Here is a 17,592-nt window from a genome sequence, read left to right as displayed (position 1 = left end):
ATACTATAGGGGGGTATGCATTGACACATAGCATACCCCCCTATAGTATATTGCGTGCAGATGATGAGGTGCGAAATGCCCAGTACTCCGGAAGAGAAGAAAAAGGTCCTTACTCGAGTTCGTCGTATTCGGGGGCAGATTGATGCTCTGGAACGGTCGCTGGAGGGGGATGCCGAATGCCGTGCCATACTCCAACAGATAGCCGCCGTTCGGGGCGCGGCTAACGGGCTGATGGCAGAAGTTCTTGAAAGCCATATCCGGGAAACGTTTGACCGAAATGACTGCTACAGCCGCGAAGTCAGCCAATCCGTTGACGACACTATTGAACTGGTTCGAGCCTATCTTAAATAGCTGAATCTATTACCATATTGAGGAAAAGCGAGATATGAAATCACGTGCTGCCGTTGCATTTGCTCCTGGTAAACCACTGGAAATCGTTGAAATTGACGTTGCACCACCGAAAAAAGGTGAAGTGCTGATTAAAGTCACCCATACCGGCGTTTGCCATACCGACGCATTTACCCTCTCCGGCGATGACCCGGAAGGTGTATTCCCGGTGGTTCTCGGTCACGAAGGGGCTGGCATTGTGGTTGAAGTTGGTGAAGGCGTAACCAGCGTGAAACCTGGTGACCATGTGATCCCGCTTTACACCGCAGAGTGCGGCGAGTGTGAGTTCTGTCGCTCTGGCAAAACCAACCTCTGTGTCGCGGTTCGCGAAACTCAGGGCAAAGGGCTGATGCCAGATGGTACCACCCGTTTTTCTTACAACGGGCAGCCCCTTTATCACTACATGGGCTGTTCTACATTCAGTGAATACACCGTGGTCGCGGAAGTGTCTCTGGCAAAAATTAATCCAGAAGCAAACCATGAACACGTCTGCCTGCTGGGCTGTGGCGTAACCACTGGCATCGGCGCGGTGCATAACACCGCTAAAGTCCAGCCAGGTGATTCTGTTGCTGTGTTTGGTCTTGGCGCAATTGGTCTGGCGGTGGTTCAGGGCGCTCGTCAGGCGCAAGCAGGACGAATTATCGCTATCGATACCAATCCGAAGAAATTCGATCTGGCGCGTCGCTTCGGTGCCACCGACTGCATTAATCCGAATGACCACGACAAACCGATTAAAGATGTCCTGCTGGATATCAACAAATGGGGTATCGACCATACCTTTGAGTGCATCGGTAACGTCAACGTGATGCGTGCGGCGCTGGAAAGTGCGCACCGCGGCTGGGGGCAATCGGTGATCATTGGGGTGGCTGGCGCCGGTCAGGAAATCTCAACGCGTCCCTTCCAGCTGGTCACCGGACGTGTATGGAAAGGTTCTGCGTTTGGTGGCGTGAAAGGTCGTTCCCAGTTACCGGGTATGGTTGAAGATGCGATGAAAGGTGATATCGACCTGGAACCGTTTGTGACGCATACCATGACCCTTGATGAAATTAATGACGCCTTTGATCTGATGCATGAAGGCAAATCCATTCGAACTGTAATTCGTTACTAATTTCCCGCTGGTTTTACCCCGGGCAGCCGTCCGGGGAATTAACCATGAGATAATAGCTGATGTAACTCATTGAAAAAAAATGCCAGCTTTGGCGGCTGGCAAAATGTGTATCGGCATTACTCCCAATCACTTAATTGTGAAATGAATGTCGGCGTCTATCTCCCACCAAAAGCCGCGAGTGAAAAATTGCCGGTGCTGTACTGGCTTTCGGGCCTGACCTGCAACGAGCAGAATTTCATTACCAAATCGGGGATGCGGCGCAAACACCTTATCCGTCCTACATTTCGCCCATAAACCGTAGGCATGATAAGACGCGCAAAGCGTCGCATCAGGCATCAGTGCACTATGTTTACCACATCAAATCATCAGGCACTTTGAAGTCGGCATACGGATCGTCTTCATCCTGCTCTTCGGCGCTGAGTGCACTATGCAACACAATACAGCTGGCATCACGCTGGGCAATTTTATCAGCAACGCTTGCCGGAATAATGGCGTACTCACCTTCACCGTTGTTATCGACCAGCAAGCGGGCAATCGCCAGGCGGCCATTAATCAACTGCGTTTGCGTGAGTTTATCGACAAAGATTTTCTTAATCAGATTACCGTCAGTGAAGTTAAAACCGATATCGCCATTAGCAATAGTGATACGGTTCATTTCAATGAGCTGCTTCACCTGAGCTTTATATTCTTTCGCTAACGCCGCTTGTTTTTGTTGCTCGCTAAGTTGTTTATCGCGCTCAAGCTGTGCCTTTTTATTTTCTTCTACCGCCGCCCGAGCTTCACGTGCCTGAACGCGCGATTTTTTCGCCGTTCTCTCGACCTTCGCCGCTTTTTTGCTGGTGACTAATCCTGCTTTGAGCAACTGCTCTTGTAAGGTAAGTTTTGCCATCTTTGTTTCCAAACCCGCTGAATAATTTTTAGCGAGTATACCTGTAAACGCCGTAGGTGTATTGGGGGCAAGTCCCTTTCCCCCCTGCTTAATAAGGCGCGTCAGGCATCGGTGCACGGCTGCATTCGGGATTTCCGACTCATCAAAACAAACACCGCTAACCCAGCAACAAGAATACCCGGCGCAGAAGCGGCCATTACGCCAACCGTGCCAGTGCCTAATGCCAGCATTTTCCCGGCCAGCAACGGACCGCTCATGGCACCAAGACGCCCTACCGCCACGGCTGTTCCCACACCTGTTGCGCGGATCTGCGAGCTGTAAAACAACGGTGCCAGTGCATACAAAACGCTTTGCCCGCCTGTTGCAAACAACCCCGCGACGAATCCCGCCAGCAACATACCGTTAAATGACGACACCGTTCCCAGCGCCAGCAGCGAAGCTAACATGCCGCTATAAATCAGTAACGACATGGCCATTGGTCGCAGCTTATCCATCAACGCGCCCAAAATTAACGTTCCGCTTGCCGCCCCCATTTGCAGTGCAAACATCACCCCTGCCGCCTGCGATGGCTGGAATCCTTGCTCCACCAAAAGCATCGGCAGCCAGTTGATCAACATGTAGACCACCAGCAGAGTGAAGAAATAACACAACCACAGCAGCAGCGTCGCGGTGGCCGTGGCTGGCGCAAATAACGCACGCAGCGGTGGCGCGGCCTGTTTTTCACCAGCGAAAACCGCCGACTCCGGCAGCCAACGCATTAACAGCGGTACTAAAATCAACGGCACCACACCGCCTACCCAGAACACCGTTTGCCAGGCTAAGTTTGCCCCTGCAAAACCCAGCGTTGCCGCCAGCGCCGCGCCAATGGGAACTCCGCAATACATCAGGCTCACTGCCGTCCCGCGAAAACGTGGCCCCGCCGCTTCAGACGTCAGGGCGATAAGATTCGGCAACGCGGCCCCCAGCCCGACACCGGTCATCAGCCGCGCAAATACCAGCGATGGGAAATCCCAGGCAATAGCCGTTGCCAGCGAGAACAAACCAAACAGCGCAACTGAGCTAATCAAAATACGCTTACGACCATAACGGTCCGCCAGCATTCCGCCAACCAGCGCGCCGGGTAGCAACCCGAGGATTCCAGCGCTGAATATCCAGCCCATTTGCATTTTATCGAGTGCGAAAGCCTGGGCGATACCACCCGCTGCAATGCCAGCCGCCTGAAGATCCAGTCCTTCCATCAGAGCGACCAAAAAACAAAGCCCGATGGTCAGCATCAGGCGAGATGAAGATGATGAAGGGGTACGAGTCGACATAAGATGAACCTCGTTGCGAGTACAGGTGAATCGCGGCTGATACATTGCCAACCGCGTAATCAGAACCATTTAACGACTGCCTACAGGCGAAATGTAGGCCGGATAAGGCGTTTATGCCGCATCCGACACCTGAGCACCTTTGCCTGATGCGACGCTAACGCGTCTTATCAGGCCTACGATGGGCAGGCATTTGTCAGCAGTCAGAATTATTTGTTGTTACGCAGATCCAGTGCCACGTCGACAATCATATCCTCCTGGCCACCAACCATCCGGCGTTTGCCCAGCTCAACGAGAATATCCACCGCGCTTAAGCCATAACGCGCCGCCGCCGTTTCACAGTGACGCAGGAAGCTGGAGTAAACGCCAGCGTATCCCAACGCCAGCGTTTCGCGATCGACCCGTACCGGACGATCCTGCAACGGACGCACCAGGTCGTCAGCGGCATCCATTAACGCATAGAGATCGGTCCCGTGCTGCCAGCCCAGTTTATCCGCGGCAGCAATAAACACTTCCAGCGGCGCGTTACCTGCGCCCGCGCCCATTCCCGCGAGGCTGGCGTCGATTCGGTCACAGCCCTCTTCCACCGCCGCGATAGAGTTCGCCACGCCAAGACTCAAATTATGGTGAGCGTGCATGCCGGTTTGCGTTTCCGGTTTCAGCACTGCTTTCAGGGCGCGGAAACGGTCACGGATATCGCTCATGTTCATCGCACCACCAGAATCCACCACATAAATACAGGTCGCGCCGTAGCCTTCCATCAGCTTTGCCTGCTGCGCGAGATTTTCCGGCGTGGTCATGTGACTCATCATCAAAAAGCCAACGGTGTCCATTCCGAGCTCGCGGGCGTATTGAATATGCTGGGCGGAAACATCAGCTTCGGTACAGTGCGTTGCCACACGAACCACCCGCGCGCCAGCCTGATAAGCATTTTTCAGATCGTGAATAGTGCCGATTCCTGGCAGCAGCAACGTCGCGATTTTGGCGTGCGTCACCACATCCGCCGCCGCTTCAATCCATTCAAGGTCGCTATGTGCGCCGAAACCATAGTTAAAGCTGGAACCCTGCAAACCGTCGCCATGGGCCACTTCAATCGAATCCACGCGGGCATCGTCCAGTGCTTTGGCAATCTGGCGGACGTTTTCCAGCGAATACTGATGACGAATGGCATGCATACCGTCACGCAACGTGACGTCCGAAATATAAAGTTTTTTACCGTTCATGCCGCTTCTCCTGCCTTGCGCGCCAGTGACTGGGCCATTTTTTCCGCTGTCGCCAGCGCACTGGAAGTCATAATGTCGAGGTTGCCCGCATAGGCAGGCAGATAATGCGCTGCGCCTTCGACTTCCAGCCAGACCGCCGTTTTCAGCCCGGAGAACTGACCCACGCCCGGTAAATTAACCGGTTTATCCTGCGGGATGACTTCAAACTGCACGCGCTGTTTCAGGCGATAACCTGGTACGTAAGCCTGCACCGCCTCAGCCATTTCATTGATCGAAGCTTCGATATCATCTTGTGAAGCTTCGTCGCTCAGTACATACACCGTGTCGCGCATCATCAACGGTGGCTCTGCTGGGTTAAGCACGATAATCGCCTTCCCTTTTGCCGCACCGCCCACCACTTCAATGGCTCGCGAAGTGGTTTCAGTAAATTCATCGATATTGGCACGCGTGCCGGGTCCGGCAGATTTACTGGCAATAGAAGCGATAATTTCAGCGTAATGAACACGTGCCACGCGTGAAACTGCCGCCACCATCGGAATGGTGGCCTGGCCACCGCAGGTGACCATGTTAACGTTCAGTTGTTCGACATTCGCATCGAGGTTAACCACCGGCACGCAATAAGGGCCGATGGCAGCAGGCGTCAGGTCAATTAGGCGAATATCTGGTTTCGCTTCACGCAGAGCGGCATCGTTTTTCACATGCGCGCCCGCGCTGGTGGCATCAAATACAATGTCGATATCAGCAAATTCAGGCATGTTCATCAGTCCGATTACCCCTTCATGGGTGGTGGCGACGCCCATGCGTCTGGCACGCGCCAGCCCGTCGGACTGTGGGTCAATGCCGACCATTACCGCCATCTCCAGATGCTGACCATGACGCAAAACTTTAATCATCAGATCGGTGCCAATATTGCCAGAACCGATAATGGCAACTTTACGCTTACTCATGACTGACTTCCTTTTGTCGCTGCGCTTGAAAATGTCGCGGCAACTGAACCTATGCCTTCGATATGGGCTTCAAAACGATCGCCCGCATTTACTGCCACCATCGGACCTAATGCCCCGGTAAGAATGATATCTCCGGCGCGTAGCGGTTCACCCAGGCTAGCCATTTTGCGTGCCAGCCAGACGGCGGCGTTAAGCGGATGCCCCAGACATTCGCTGCCGCGCCCGCTGGAAACTTCTTCGTTATTACGCGTCATCTTCATGGCGCAGTTTTTCAGGTCTACCCCCGCCAGACGTTGCGCCGGACCGCCGATGACATACACCCCGCAGGAGGCGTTATCTGCCACCGTATCGACAAACTGAATCGACCAGTCGCGAATACGGCTGCCCACCACTTCCAGCGCCGGAAGTACCCATTCAATGGCGTTATACAGTTCGTTAAACGTGGTATCGGTCGCGGGCAAATCGCGGTTTAAAACCAGTGCGATCTCCGCTTCAATGCGGGGTTGCAGGACGCGCGAAAAAGGAATGGTTTCATTATCGCCATAACACATGTCGGCAAATAACGTCCCAAAATCCGGTTGATCAACGCCCAGTTGTTGTTGCACTTTCGGATGCGTCAGTCCCACTTTGCGCCCCACCACTCGCCGCCCCTGCGCGACGTCATGTCGCACATTGATGCGCTGAATCGCGTAGGCGGCTTTAGCGTTTTCAATACCAATCAGATCGCGCAGAGGCGCAATCGCTTCGCCCTGCTCTGCGGCGCGGCGTAAATCCGCCGCCAGTTGCTCAAGAGTCTGCTTCGTCATGACCGCTCCTTAAGGACGTGCGAGGAAATTCAGCACCAGTTGGTTGAAAGCATCTGCATGTTCCCACTGCGCCCAGTGACCACAGTCGCGGAAGATATGCAGTTCAGAACCGGCGATGCCAGAAAGCAGACGTAGACCCGCATCCATCGGCACAAAGCGGTCGTTGCGTCCCCAAACAATCAGAGTCTGTGCTTTGATTTCCGCCAGACGTGGACCAAAATCCGGGAACTGTTTCGGATTGGCTTCCAGGCTCTTAACGAAGTTTTCCAGGTGATCGCGGCACGACAGCATATTATTCAGGCGCGCTTCAAACAGGGCGTCGGTCAAATCGCTGGTATCGAAAACGAAGATATCCATCATCAGCTTCAGATTTTCGATAGTAGGCTGGCGGTAGAGCTGATTTAGTCGCTTAATGCCTTCGGTTGGCATCGGCGTAAACAAACTCATGCCCCCCGTACCGCCGCCCATCAGCACCAGTTTGCCAACACGCTCCGGCCAGTTAAGGGTGAACGCCACAGAACTGTGGCCGCCCATCGAGTTGCCCAGTAGGTGAATTTTGGCGATATCCAGTTGATCCACCACGCTTTTAAGGATGCGCGCATTAAGATCCGATCGTGAACCACTGTTAACGATCGAATCGCTCTTACCCCAGCCCGGACAATCCAGCAGGATCACCCGATAGCCCGCCTCTACCAGCGGATCGATATTGCGGCTGAAGTTCGCCCAGCCCGTGGCTCCCGGGCCGGAACCGTGCAGCAGGACAACGGTTTCGTCGCCTTGCCCGCAGTCATTAAAATGGATGCGCAGCGTTTTACCCGCTTCTTCTACATTCAGAAAACGGCTGGTGGCGGCTTCGGTTTGTGGCTGATAACTCATCATCTTCTCCTGCATATTCAGTTCTCTGTTCTGGCGCTTAACGAGCCAAATCCGGCAATCCACTCCGGGATTGGGCGGTAATAACGCCCTTCGCTACGCCAGTTGCCAAACGCAGAAATAGCGGCAAAAGCGGCGACCCAGGTTTTGATTTCATGTGTCGACTTTCCGGCAATGGCGGAAAGCTCTTCGTTACTGACGGCATCCAGCTCCTGAATGCGCCCCTGCTCCAGCAAAGTCATGAACTGGTTATCCCAAATCGGGTTTAGCGGATGCAGAGTTCTCTGATCCTCAACAAACTTCTCCGCGGCGCTAATCACCCGTTGCTGGCGCATTTCGCGCTCATTGGCGGGCAAATCTTTCCCGCTACCCAACAGACGATCGCGCATATGGGCATCGGCTTTTGCCAGTTCTGGCACCGGCGGCTGATGGGAAAGCCCACCGGAACCAACGAACAGCACGCGCTTATTCAGTGTACTGGTGAAACGGCCAATGGCTTCCCCCAACATGCGAGTACGCTGGAAACCGGGCAGCGGCGTGGCGACGCCGTTGATGAACACAGGCAGAACCGGCACCTTATCCAGTCCGCCGAGCAGGAACTCCAGCGGCTGGGCGAACCCGTGATCCACCTGCATACAGTAAGAAACGGCAAGATCGATCCCGCTCTTCATGACGGCATGCGCACAAGCCTCCGCCAGCTCCACAGGCACGGGAAGTTCTCCTGCCGCACTGCCGAAATCACCAATTGCCGTCGCCCCAACGCCTAAACAGAACGGCGGCATCACGTCATAGAAAAAACCGTTGTAGTGATCTGGCGCAAACAGCACCACCAGCTCAGGGGAGAAAGCCGCAATACGCTCGCGGGCGCTGGCAATCACACCATTGACCTCATCGAGTATCTCTTGCGCCGGGTCGACATACCCCACCAGCGGCGAGTGGGAAAGACAGTGAAGATAAGCGTGCATATCAGGCTACCTTTTCGACAGAAACGTCGGCATCAGGGCGGGTCAGCGTCATCACCGACGCCAGTTTATTCAGCGTATTGCCCAGGGTTTGCGGAATGGCAGTGGCGGCAACAAAGCGATCCGGGCGCATCACCACCAGCGAAGCATTATGTTGTGCAAACCAGCTACGCAGGCGACCTTGCGCATCTCCCACGCGTAGCACGCCATCGTGGTTATCCTGCGCAGTATGAATTTGCACTTCCGGCACCACCTGGATGAAACGAGTACCCAGCGCGCGCCACTGCTGGATTTGCTCATCGCTCATCCCCCACAGTGGATTGCATCCCCAGCCAATTACCGCGAAGTTCGCGCCGATCGCGTTATCGAGCAGCGTCACGTCGCCGTTTTCCAGCGTGACTTTCGGCTGAATAAACATCTTGCCAACCGGAGAGTGCTTCGCCTCGCCCTCACGCACCAGCGCACCGGCATAATATTGCGGCATCGGCTTGAAGCGCATTTCGAGGAAGTAGCGTTTTACTGGCGGCAGATAATTGAGCAGCCAGGAAACGCCGTCACGTAACGTACCCTGCCAGCGTTTCGGCGGAGCCAGCACGTTGCCCGCCGTCACCGACAGGTCAATCATCGCTTTGGCGTGATCGCGACGTTCTTGTTGATAGGTATCGAGCAGCGCATCGCGGGCTTTCCCCTGGATAACCAACGCCAGTTTCCAGGCGAGATTAAAGGCGTCGCGCATACCGCTGTTATAGCCCTGTCCCTGCCACACCGGCATGATGTGCGCGGCATCGCCCGCCAGCAGTACGCGGTCAATACGAAAACGTTGCGCCAGTCGCGCGTTGTGGGTGTAGACACGCTGGCGAATCAATTCGACGTTGTCCGGATTAGGCAGCACTTTGCTTAACAGCTTGCGCATGTTTTGCGGCTCACGCAGCTGCTCCTCGGTTTCTCCCGGCATCACCATAAATTCAAAGCGACGTACCGCATGAGGCAGCGCGGCGGAAACATACGGACGCACCGGATCGCAACACAAATAGATATGCGGCGTGCTTAACGGATCGTTGGCGATATCCACCACAATCCACTGATTTGGCGCGGTTTTACCTTCAAACGGCACGTTCAGGGTGCGACGAACAAAACTTGCCCCACCGTCACAGGCCACCAGCCATTGGGCTTTGACAGTTTCCCGCTGCCCTTCTGCCGTTTTCAGGTGCAAGGTCACTTCGTCATCTTGCTGGCTGAAGGCCTCCAGCTCGCGGGAAAACAGGCAGCGTACATTCGGAAAACGCGACAACCCTTCCAGCATCACCGCATCGACCTGCGGCTGAATAAAGGCGTTACGGCGCGGCCAGCCAAATTCATCAGTCATTGGCTGAATGTCAGCAAAACAGCGGCCTTTTGGGGTGAGAAAACGCATCGCGTGCCACGGCGTGGTGTGCGGTAAAACATGATCAACGAGGCCGACCGACTGCATGGTGCGCAGCGCCTCGTCATCAATGCCAATCGCACGCGGATAGTCGATCAACTTATCGAGTTTCTCCACCACCAGCACCTCAATGCCCATCTGGCCGAGATAGTTCGCCATCATCAGCCCGACCGGACCGGCACCCGCGATCGCCACCTGAACGCTATGGTTAACAGCAGGCTGAATATCAGGGTGTTGTGTTGCCATTTCAGTACCTCACGACTCGGACAAAATACCGTTGCGCGCACAGTAAGCCGCAACTTATTTTGTTAAAAATATGTAAATGATTTTTTATTGTGTGGTCAGTATAGGAAGGGAGTTTTCGGCTACAATCAAAACATGCCTGAATGTGCACCAGGTGCACAACGTTGTTTTAACTATAGAAATGTCAATTAATATGCAAAACGATGAGCAGACAGAATACAAAACCGTACGCGGATTAACCCGCGGCCTAATGTTATTAAATATGTTAAATAAACTTGACGGCGGTGCCAGCGTCGGGCTACTGGCGGAACTCAGCGGCCTGCATCGCACCACGGTGCGGCGGCTGCTGGAGACGCTGCAGGAAGAGGGATATGTCCGACGCAGTACCTCCGATGACAGTTTTCGTCTGACTATCAAAGTGCGGCAATTAAGCGAAGGATTTCGTGACGAACAGTGGATTTCTGCGCTGGCGGCCCCACTATTGGGCGATCTGTTGCGCGATGTGGTGTGGCCGACAGATGTTTCCACGCTGGATGTTGACGCAATGGTAGTACGCGAAACCACTCACCGTTTCAGTCGATTATCCTTTCACCGGGCAATGGTCGGGCGGCGTTTACCGCTTCTGAAAACTGCATCAGGCATGACCTGGCTGGCCTTTTGTCCAGAAAAAGAACGCCAGGCGTTAATCGAAATGTTAGCCGCCCGCCCCGGTGATGACTATCAACTGGCACGGGAACCGTTAAAGCTGGATGCCATTCTGGCGCGTGCACGCAAAGAAGGTTACGGACAGAACTACCGCGGCTGGGATCAGGAAGAGAAAATAGCCTCTATCGCCGTACCGCTGCGCAGTGAACAACAGGTGATTGGCTGTCTGAATCTGGTGTATATGGCCAGCGCGATGACCATCGAACAGGCGGCAGAAAAACATCTTCCGGCGCTGCAACGGGTAGCAAAACAGATCGAAGAAGGGGTGGAATCGCAGGCTATCCTGGTGGCCGGACGGCGAAGTGGCGTGCATTTACGTTAACGCCGCCGAATGGCGCAAAACCTTTCGTGGTATGGCATGATAGCGCCCGGAAGAGAGTCAATTCAGGATGGTGAATGTGAAACCAGTAACGCTATACGATGTCGCAGAGTATGCCGGAGTCTCTTATCAGACCGTTTCCCGCGTGGTGAATCAGGCCAGCCACGTTTCTGCGAAAACGCGGGAAAAAGTGGAAGCGGCAATGGCGGAGCTGAATTACATTCCCAACCGCGTGGCACAACAACTGGCGGGCAAACAGTCGTTGTTGATTGGCGTTGCTACCTCCAGCCTGGCCCTGCACGCGCCGTCGCAAATTGTCGCGGCAATTAAATCTCGCGCCGACCAACTGGGTGCCAGCGTGGTGGTGTCGATGGTAGAACGAAGCGGCGTCGAAGCCTGTAAAGCGGCGGTACACAACCTTCTCGCGCAACGCGTTAGCGGTCTGATCATCAACTATCCGCTGGATGACCAGGATGCTATTACCGTGGAAGCGGCCTGTGCTAATGTTCCGGTTTTGTTTCTTGATGTCTCTGACCAGGCCCCCATCAACAGTATTATTTTTTCCCATGAAGACGGTACGCGACTGGGCGTGGATCATCTTGTCGAATGGGGTCACCAGCAAATCGCCCTGTTAGCAGGCCCATTAAGTTCTGTCTCGGCGCGTCTGCGCCTGGCGGGCTGGCACAAATATCTCAAACACAATCAAATTCAGCCAATAGCGGAACTGGAAGGCGACTGGAGCGCCATGTCCGGTTTTCAACAAACCATGCAGATGCTGAATGAGGGTATTATTCCCACCGCGATGCTGGTTGCTAACGATCAGATGGCGTTGGGCGCAATGCGCGCCATTACTGAGTTTGGGCTGCGCGTCGGCGCGGATATCTCGGTAGTGGGATACGACGATACCGAAGACAGCTCATGTTATATCCCGCCGCTAACCACCATCAAACAGGATTTTCGTCTGCTGGGGCAAACCAGCGTAGACCGCTTGCTGCAACTCTCTCAGGGGCTGGCGGTAAAAGGAAATCAGCTACTGCCCGTTTCACTGGTGAAAAGAAAAACCACCCTGCCACCCAATACGCAAACCGCCTCTCCCCGCGCGTTGGCAGATTCATTAATGCAGCTGGCAAGGCAAATTTCCCGTCTGGAAAGCGGACAGTGAGCGCAACGCAATTAATGTGAGTCAGCTCACTCATTAGGCCCCCCAGGCTTTACACTCTATGCGTCAGGCTCGTATGTTGTGTGAAATTGTGAGCGGATAACAATTTCACACAGGATACAGCTATGACCATGATTACGGATTCACTGGCCGTCGTATTACAACGTCGTGACTGGGAAAACCCTGGCGTCACGCAACTTAATCGCCTTGCAGCACATCCCCCTTTCGCCAGTTGGCGTAATGGCGAAGAAGCCCGCAATAATCACCCTTCCCGACAGTTGCGCAGTCTGAATGGTGAGTGGCAATTTGCCTGGTTTCCCGCTCCTGAAGCAGTGCCGGAAAGCTGGCTGGAGTACGATCTTCCTGACGCCGATTGCGTATCAGTGCCATCAAACTGGCAGATGCACGGTTACGATGCCCCCATCTACACCAACGTAACCTACCCCATTGCGGTCAATCCGCCGTATGTTCCCGCAGAGAATCCGACAGGATGTTACTCGCTCACATTTACTATTGATGAAAGCTGGCTACAGGAAGGCCAGACACGGATTATTTTTGATGGTGTTAACTCAGCGTTTCATCTGTGGTGCAACGGACGCTGGGTCGGTTACGGGCAAGACAGCCGTTTGCCGTCTGAATTTGATCTGAGTGACTTTTTACGCGCCGGAGAAAACCGCCTCGCGGTGATGGTGCTGCGCTGGAGTGACGGCAGTTATCTGGAAGATCAGGATATGTGGCGGATGAGCGGCATTTTCCGCGACGTCTCACTGCTGCACAAACCGACCACGCAAATCAGCGACTTCCATGTTGCTACCCATTTTAATGACGATTTCAGCCGCGCCGTGCTGGAGGCTGAAGTTCAGATGTACGGCGAGCTGCGCGATGAGCTGCGGGTAAGCGTATCTTTATGGCAGGGGGAAACGCAGGTCGCCAGCGGCACCGCACCTTTCGGCAGCGAAATTATCGATGAGCGCGGCGGTTATGCCGATCGCGTCACGCTACGTCTGAACGTCGAAAACCCGACGCTGTGGAGCGCCGAACTCCCGAACCTCTATCGTGCGGTGGTTGAACTGCACACCGCCGATGGCACGCTAATTGAAGCGGAAGCCTGTGATGTTGGTTTCCGCCAGGTGCGGATTGAAAATGGCCTGCTGTTGCTGAACGGCAAGCCGTTGCTGATTCGCGGCGTTAACCGTCACGAGCATCATCCCCTGCACGGTCAGGTCATGGATGAACAGACGATGGTGCAGGATATCCTGCTGATGAAGCAGAACAACTTTAACGCCGTGCGCTGTTCACATTATCCGAACCATCCGCTGTGGTACACGCTGTGCGACCGCTACGGCCTGTATGTGGTGGATGAAGCTAATATCGAAACCCACGGCATGGTGCCAATGAATCGTCTGACCGATGATCCGCAGTGGCTGCCAGCAATGAGCGAACGCGTAACGCGGATGGTGCAGCGCGATCGTAATCACCCGAGCGTAATTATCTGGTCGCTGGGGAATGAATCAGGCCACGGCGCTAATCACGACGCGCTGTATCGCTGGATTAAATCTGTCGATCCTTCACGTCCGGTGCAGTATGAAGGCGGCGGAGCAGACACCACGGCAACCGATATTATTTGCCCGATGTACGCGCGCGTGGATGAAGACCAACCCTTCCCGGCAGCGCCAAAATGGTCTATCAAAAAATGGCTTTCGCTGCCAGGAGAGACGCGCCCGCTGATCCTTTGTGAATATGCCCACGCGATGGGTAACAGTCTTGGCGGCTTTGCTAAATACTGGCAGGCGTTTCGTCAGTACCCACGTTTACAGGGCGGCTTCGTCTGGGACTGGGTGGATCAGTCGCTGATTAAATATGATGAAAACGGCAACCCGTGGTCGGCTTACGGCGGTGATTTTGGCGATACGCCGAACGATCGCCAGTTCTGCATGAACGGTCTGGTCTTTGCCGATCGCACGCCGCATCCGGCACTAACAGAAGCAAAACACCAACAGCAGTTTTTCCAGTTCCGTTTATCCGGGCGAACCATCGAAGTGACCAGCGAATACCTGTTCCGTCATAGCGATAACGAAATCCTGCACTGGTCGGTGGCGCTGGATGGTAAGCCGCTGGCAAGCGGTGAAGTGCCTCTGACTGTCGCTCCACAAGGTAAACAGTTGATTGAACTGCCTGAACTGCCACAGCCGGAGAGCGCCGGGCAACTTTGGTTCACAGTACGCGTGGTGCAACCGAACGCGACCGCGTGGTCAGAAGCCGGACACATCAGCGCCTGGCAACAGTGGCGACTGGCGGAAAATCTCAGTGTGACGCTCCCCTCAGCGCCCCACGCCATCCCGCAACTGACCACCAGCGAAACGGATTTTTGCATCGAGCTGGGTAATAAGCGTTGGCAATTTAACCGTCAGTCAGGCCTTCTTTCACAGATGTGGATTGGCGATGAAAAACAACTGCTGACGCCGCTGCGCGATCAGTTCACCCGTGCACCGCTGGATAACGACATTGGCGTGAGTGAAGCGACCCGCATTGACCCGAACGCCTGGGTCGAACGCTGGAAGGCGGCAGGCCATTACCAGGCCGAATCGGCGTTGTTGCAGTGTACGGCAGAGACGCTTGCCGACGCGGTGCTGATTACGACTGTCCACGCCTGGCAGCATCAGGGGAAAACCTTATTTATCAGCCGGAAAACCTACCGAATTGATGGACACGGTGAGATGGTCATCAGTGTGGATGTTGAAGTGGCGAGCGATACGCCGCATCCGGCGCGGATTGGCCTGACCTGCCAGCTGGCACAGGTAGCAGAGCAGGTAAACTGGCTCGGATTAGGGCCGCAAGAAAACTATCCTGACCGCCTTACTGCGGCCTGTTTTAACCGCTGGGATCTGCCATTGTCAGACATGTATACCCCGTACGTCTTCCCGAGCGAAAACGGTCTGCGCTGCGGGACGCGCGAATTGAATTATGGCTCACACCAGTGGCGCGGCGACTTCCAGTTCAATATCAGCCGCTACAGCCAACAACAACTGATGGAAACCAGCCATCGCCATCTGCTGCACGCAGAAGAAGGCACATGGCTGAATATCGACGGTTTCCATATGGGGGTTGGTGGCGACGACTCCTGGAGCCCGTCAGTGTCGGCGGAATTCCAGTTGAGCGCAGGTCGCTATCATTACCAGTTGGTCTGGTGTCAAAAATAATAATAACCGGGCAGGCCATGTCTGCCCGTATTTCGCGTAAGGAAATCCATTATGTTCTATTTAAAAAACACAAACTTTTGGATGTTCGGCTTATTCTTTTTCTTTTACTTTTTTATCATGGGGGCCTATTTCCCGTTTTTCCCGATTTGGCTACATGACATCAACCATATCAGCAAAAGTGATACGGGTATTATTTTTGCCGCTATCTCTCTGTTCTCTCTGTTATTCCAACCGCTGTTTGGTCTGCTTTCTGACAAACTCGGGCTGCGCAAATACCTGCTATGGATTATTACCGGCATGTTAGTGATGTTTGCGCCGTTCTTTATTTTTATCTTTGGCCCATTGTTACAATACAACATTTTAGTAGGATCGATTGTTGGTGGTATTTATCTTGGCTTTTGTTTTAACGCCGGTGCGCCCGCGGTAGAAGCATTTATCGAGAAGGTCAGCCGTCGCAGTAATTTCGAATTTGGTCGCGCGCGGATGTTTGGCTGCGTTGGCTGGGCGCTGTGTGCCTCGATTGTCGGCATCATGTTCACCATCAATAACCAGTTTGTATTCTGGCTGGGTTCTGGCTGCGCACTCATCCTCGCCATTTTGCTCTTTTTCGCCAAAACGGACGCCCCTTCTTCCGCGACGGTTGCCAATGCCGTAGGCGCCAACCATTCTGCATTTAGCCTTAAGCTGGCACTGGAACTGTTCAGGCAGCCAAAACTGTGGTTTTTGTCGCTGTATGTTATTGGCGTTTCCTGCACCTACGATGTTTTTGACCAACAGTTTGCTAATTTCTTCACTTCGTTTTTTACCTCCAGTGAACAGGGGACGCGGGTATTTGGCTACGTAACGACGATGGGCGAATTACTCAACGCCTCGATTATGTTCTTTGCGCCGCTGATTATTAATCGCATTGGTGGGAAAAACGCCCTGCTGCTGGCTGGCACCATTATGTCTGTACGTATTATTGGCTCATCGTTCGCCACCTCGGCGCTGGAAGTGGTTATTCTAAAAACGCTGCATATGTTTGAAGTACCGTTCCTGCTGGTGGGCTGCTTTAAATATATTACCAGCCAGTTTGAAGTGCGTTTCTCAGCGACAATTTATCTGGTCTGTTTCTGCTTCTTTAAGCAGCTGGCGATGATTTTCATGTCTGTTCTGGCGGGCAATATGTATGAAAGCATCGGTTTCCAGGGCGCTTATCTGGTGCTGGGTCTGGTAGCGCTGGGCTTCACCTTAATTTCCGTGTTCACACTTAGCGGCCCCGGCCCGCTTTCCCTACTGCGTCGCCAGGTGAATGAAGTCGCTTAAGCAAGCAATGTCGGATGCGGCGCGAGCGCCTTATCCGACCTACTTATAAAATGGAATAATCGTAATGAACATGCCAATGACCGAAAGAATAAAAGCAGGAAAGCTATTTACCGATATGTGCGAAGGTTTACCTGAAAAAAGACTTCGTGGAAAAGAGTTAATGTATGAGTTTAATCACTCGCGCCCATCGGAAGTTGAAAAAAGGGAAAGCCTGATTAAAGAAATGTTTGCCACAGTAGGAGAAAATACCTGGATAGAGCCGCCTGTCTATTTCTCTTATGGTTCCAACATTCATATAGGTCGCAATTTTTACGCAAATTTCAATTTAACTATTGTCGATGACTACACGGTAACTATCGGTGATAACGTACTGATTGCACCCAACGTTACTATTTCCGTTACGGGACACCCGGTACACCATGAATTAAGAAAAAACGGAGAGATGTACTCTTTTCCGATAACGATTGGTAATAATGTCTGGATCGGGAGTCATGTGGTCATTAATCCAGGCGTCACCATCGGGGATAATTCTGTTATTGGCGCGAGTAGTGTCGTCACAAAAGACATTCCGCCAAACGTCGTTGCCGCTGGTGTTCCTTGTCGGGTTATTCGCGAAATAAACGACCGGGATAAGCAATATTATTTCAAAGATTATAAAGTTGAGTCTTCAGTTTAAATTAGCAAAATTGCCTGATGCGCTCCACTTATCAGGCCTACAAGTTCAGTAATCTAC

Annotated in this window: 15 protein-coding genes and 1 pseudogene; 8 read left to right on the top strand and 8 right to left on the bottom strand. The window is 53.6% G+C overall.

Going from position 1 to position 17,592, the window contains the following annotated elements; translation table 11 throughout:
- Positions 1-75: 75 nt before the first annotated feature.
- The 3 genes and pseudogenes from frmR to A9180_RS22615 all read left to right on the top strand — a co-directional run.
- Entirely contained in the window at positions 76-351 is a 276-nt protein-coding gene (gene frmR, locus A9180_RS05905; protein WP_001141271.1) for a formaldehyde-responsive transcriptional repressor FrmR, read from the top strand.
- A gap of 34 nt (positions 352-385) precedes the next feature.
- Complete coding sequence (gene frmA, locus A9180_RS05900) at positions 386-1,495, top strand: S-(hydroxymethyl)glutathione dehydrogenase (RefSeq protein ID WP_064527049.1); 1,110 nt, start codon at positions 386-388, stop codon at positions 1,493-1,495.
- A gap of 69 nt (positions 1,496-1,564) precedes the next feature.
- Positions 1,565-1,756: pseudogene (locus A9180_RS22615) on the top strand (alpha/beta hydrolase-fold protein); the annotation flags it as partial.
- Positions 1,757-1,844: 88 nt separating this feature from the next.
- Here A9180_RS22615 and A9180_RS05895 read toward each other — a convergent pair.
- The 8 genes from A9180_RS05895 to A9180_RS05860 form a co-directional block, all read right to left on the bottom strand.
- A complete protein-coding gene (locus A9180_RS05895; protein ID WP_064527047.1) occupies positions 1,845-2,384 on the bottom strand; it encodes a DUF2058 domain-containing protein in 540 nt (179 codons plus the stop codon).
- A 101-nt stretch (positions 2,385-2,485) separates the two neighbouring features.
- Positions 2,486-3,697, bottom strand: coding sequence for a 3-(3-hydroxy-phenyl)propionate transporter MhpT (gene mhpT, locus A9180_RS05890; RefSeq protein ID WP_064527044.1), 1,212 nt, complete (start codon positions 3,695-3,697; stop codon positions 2,486-2,488).
- Between the two features lie 206 nt (positions 3,698-3,903).
- On the bottom strand, positions 3,904-4,917 hold the full coding sequence (gene mhpE / locus A9180_RS05885) for a 4-hydroxy-2-oxovalerate aldolase (protein ID WP_064527041.1): 1,014 nt from the start codon (positions 4,915-4,917) through the stop codon (positions 3,904-3,906).
- Complete coding sequence (gene mhpF, locus A9180_RS05880) at positions 4,914-5,864, bottom strand: acetaldehyde dehydrogenase (protein ID WP_064527039.1); 951 nt, start codon at positions 5,862-5,864, stop codon at positions 4,914-4,916. Before mhpF ends, mhpE begins: the two co-directional genes overlap by 4 nt.
- Positions 5,861-6,670: a 2-keto-4-pentenoate hydratase gene (gene mhpD / locus A9180_RS05875; RefSeq protein WP_064527037.1), complete on the bottom strand. Its 810-nt coding sequence runs from the start codon at positions 6,668-6,670 to the stop codon at positions 5,861-5,863. Before mhpD ends, mhpF begins: the two co-directional genes overlap by 4 nt.
- A gap of 9 nt (positions 6,671-6,679) precedes the next feature.
- A complete protein-coding gene (mhpC, locus tag A9180_RS05870; protein ID WP_064527035.1) occupies positions 6,680-7,546 on the bottom strand; it encodes a 2-hydroxy-6-oxonona-2,4-dienedioate hydrolase in 867 nt (288 codons plus the stop codon).
- Between the two features lie 17 nt (positions 7,547-7,563).
- Positions 7,564-8,508: a 2,3-dihydroxyphenylpropionate/2,3-dihydroxicinnamic acid 1,2-dioxygenase gene (mhpB, locus tag A9180_RS05865; protein ID WP_064527033.1), complete on the bottom strand. Its 945-nt coding sequence runs from the start codon at positions 8,506-8,508 to the stop codon at positions 7,564-7,566.
- A 1-nt stretch (position 8,509) separates the two neighbouring features.
- The gene (locus tag A9180_RS05860) at positions 8,510-10,174 is read right to left on the bottom strand and encodes a bifunctional 3-(3-hydroxy-phenyl)propionate/3-hydroxycinnamic acid hydroxylase (RefSeq protein WP_064527031.1); all 1,665 of its coding nucleotides are present in this window, start codon (positions 10,172-10,174) and stop codon (positions 8,510-8,512) included.
- Between the two features lie 190 nt (positions 10,175-10,364).
- Here A9180_RS05860 and A9180_RS05855 point away from each other — a divergent pair, with 190 nt between their 5' ends.
- The 5 genes from A9180_RS05855 to lacA all read left to right on the top strand — a co-directional run bounded on the left by A9180_RS05855 (position 10,365) and on the right by lacA (position 17,535).
- Positions 10,365-11,198, top strand: coding sequence for a DNA-binding transcriptional regulator (locus A9180_RS05855; protein WP_064527175.1), 834 nt, complete (start codon positions 10,365-10,367; stop codon positions 11,196-11,198).
- 67 nt (positions 11,199-11,265) lie between these two features.
- Positions 11,266-12,357, top strand: a complete 1,092-nt coding sequence (lacI, locus tag A9180_RS05850) for a DNA-binding transcriptional repressor LacI (RefSeq protein ID WP_149025966.1) — start codon at positions 11,266-11,268, stop codon at positions 12,355-12,357.
- A gap of 122 nt (positions 12,358-12,479) precedes the next feature.
- Positions 12,480-15,554 carry a beta-galactosidase gene (lacZ, locus tag A9180_RS05845; protein ID WP_064527029.1) on the top strand — a complete coding sequence of 1,025 codons (3,075 nt, stop codon included), beginning with the start codon at positions 12,480-12,482 and terminating at the stop codon, positions 15,552-15,554.
- Positions 15,555-15,605: 51 nt separating this feature from the next.
- Positions 15,606-16,859: a lactose permease gene (gene lacY / locus A9180_RS05840; RefSeq protein WP_064527027.1), complete on the top strand. Its 1,254-nt coding sequence runs from the start codon at positions 15,606-15,608 to the stop codon at positions 16,857-16,859.
- Between the two features lie 64 nt (positions 16,860-16,923).
- Positions 16,924-17,535 carry a galactoside O-acetyltransferase gene (lacA, locus tag A9180_RS05835; protein ID WP_064527025.1) on the top strand — a complete coding sequence of 204 codons (612 nt, stop codon included), beginning with the start codon at positions 16,924-16,926 and terminating at the stop codon, positions 17,533-17,535.
- Positions 17,536-17,592 lie beyond the last annotated feature (57 nt).

The sequence above is a fragment of the Escherichia sp. B1147 genome (assembly GCF_001660175.1).
Lineage (GTDB): Bacteria > Pseudomonadota > Gammaproteobacteria > Enterobacterales > Enterobacteriaceae > Escherichia > Escherichia whittamii.
Note: the sequence above shows the minus strand (reverse complement) of the source record. Positions and strands in the feature narration are given on the sequence as shown.

Excerpts from the sequence above, each read along its gene's own strand:
- mhpD (WP_064527037.1), bottom strand. The coding sequence starts at position 6,670 with ATGACGAAGCAGACTCTTGAGCAACTGGCGGCGGATTTACGCCGCGCC.
- A9180_RS05860 (WP_064527031.1), bottom strand. The coding sequence starts at position 10,174 with ATGGCAACACAACACCCTGATATTCAGCCTGCTGTTAACCATAGCGTT.
- lacY (WP_064527027.1), top strand. The coding sequence starts at position 15,606 with ATGTTCTATTTAAAAAACACAAACTTTTGGATGTTCGGCTTATTCTTT.
- mhpE (WP_064527041.1), bottom strand. The coding sequence starts at position 4,917 with ATGAACGGTAAAAAACTTTATATTTCGGACGTCACGTTGCGTGACGGT.
- mhpT (WP_064527044.1), bottom strand. The coding sequence starts at position 3,697 with ATGTCGACTCGTACCCCTTCATCATCTTCATCTCGCCTGATGCTGACC.
- mhpB (WP_064527033.1), bottom strand. The coding sequence starts at position 8,508 with ATGCACGCTTATCTTCACTGTCTTTCCCACTCGCCGCTGGTGGGGTAT.
- A9180_RS05895 (WP_064527047.1), bottom strand. The coding sequence starts at position 2,384 with ATGGCAAAACTTACCTTACAAGAGCAGTTGCTCAAAGCAGGATTAGTC.
- lacA (WP_064527025.1), top strand. The coding sequence starts at position 16,924 with ATGAACATGCCAATGACCGAAAGAATAAAAGCAGGAAAGCTATTTACC.
- mhpC (WP_064527035.1), bottom strand. The coding sequence starts at position 7,546 with ATGAGTTATCAGCCACAAACCGAAGCCGCCACCAGCCGTTTTCTGAAT.
- lacZ (WP_064527029.1), top strand. The coding sequence starts at position 12,480 with ATGACCATGATTACGGATTCACTGGCCGTCGTATTACAACGTCGTGAC.
- A9180_RS05855 (WP_064527175.1), top strand. The coding sequence starts at position 10,365 with ATGCAAAACGATGAGCAGACAGAATACAAAACCGTACGCGGATTAACC.
- lacI (WP_149025966.1), top strand. The coding sequence starts at position 11,266 with ATGGTGAATGTGAAACCAGTAACGCTATACGATGTCGCAGAGTATGCC.
- frmA (WP_064527049.1), top strand. The coding sequence starts at position 386 with ATGAAATCACGTGCTGCCGTTGCATTTGCTCCTGGTAAACCACTGGAA.
- frmR (WP_001141271.1), top strand. The coding sequence starts at position 76 with ATGCCCAGTACTCCGGAAGAGAAGAAAAAGGTCCTTACTCGAGTTCGT.
- mhpF (WP_064527039.1), bottom strand. The coding sequence starts at position 5,864 with ATGAGTAAGCGTAAAGTTGCCATTATCGGTTCTGGCAATATTGGCACC.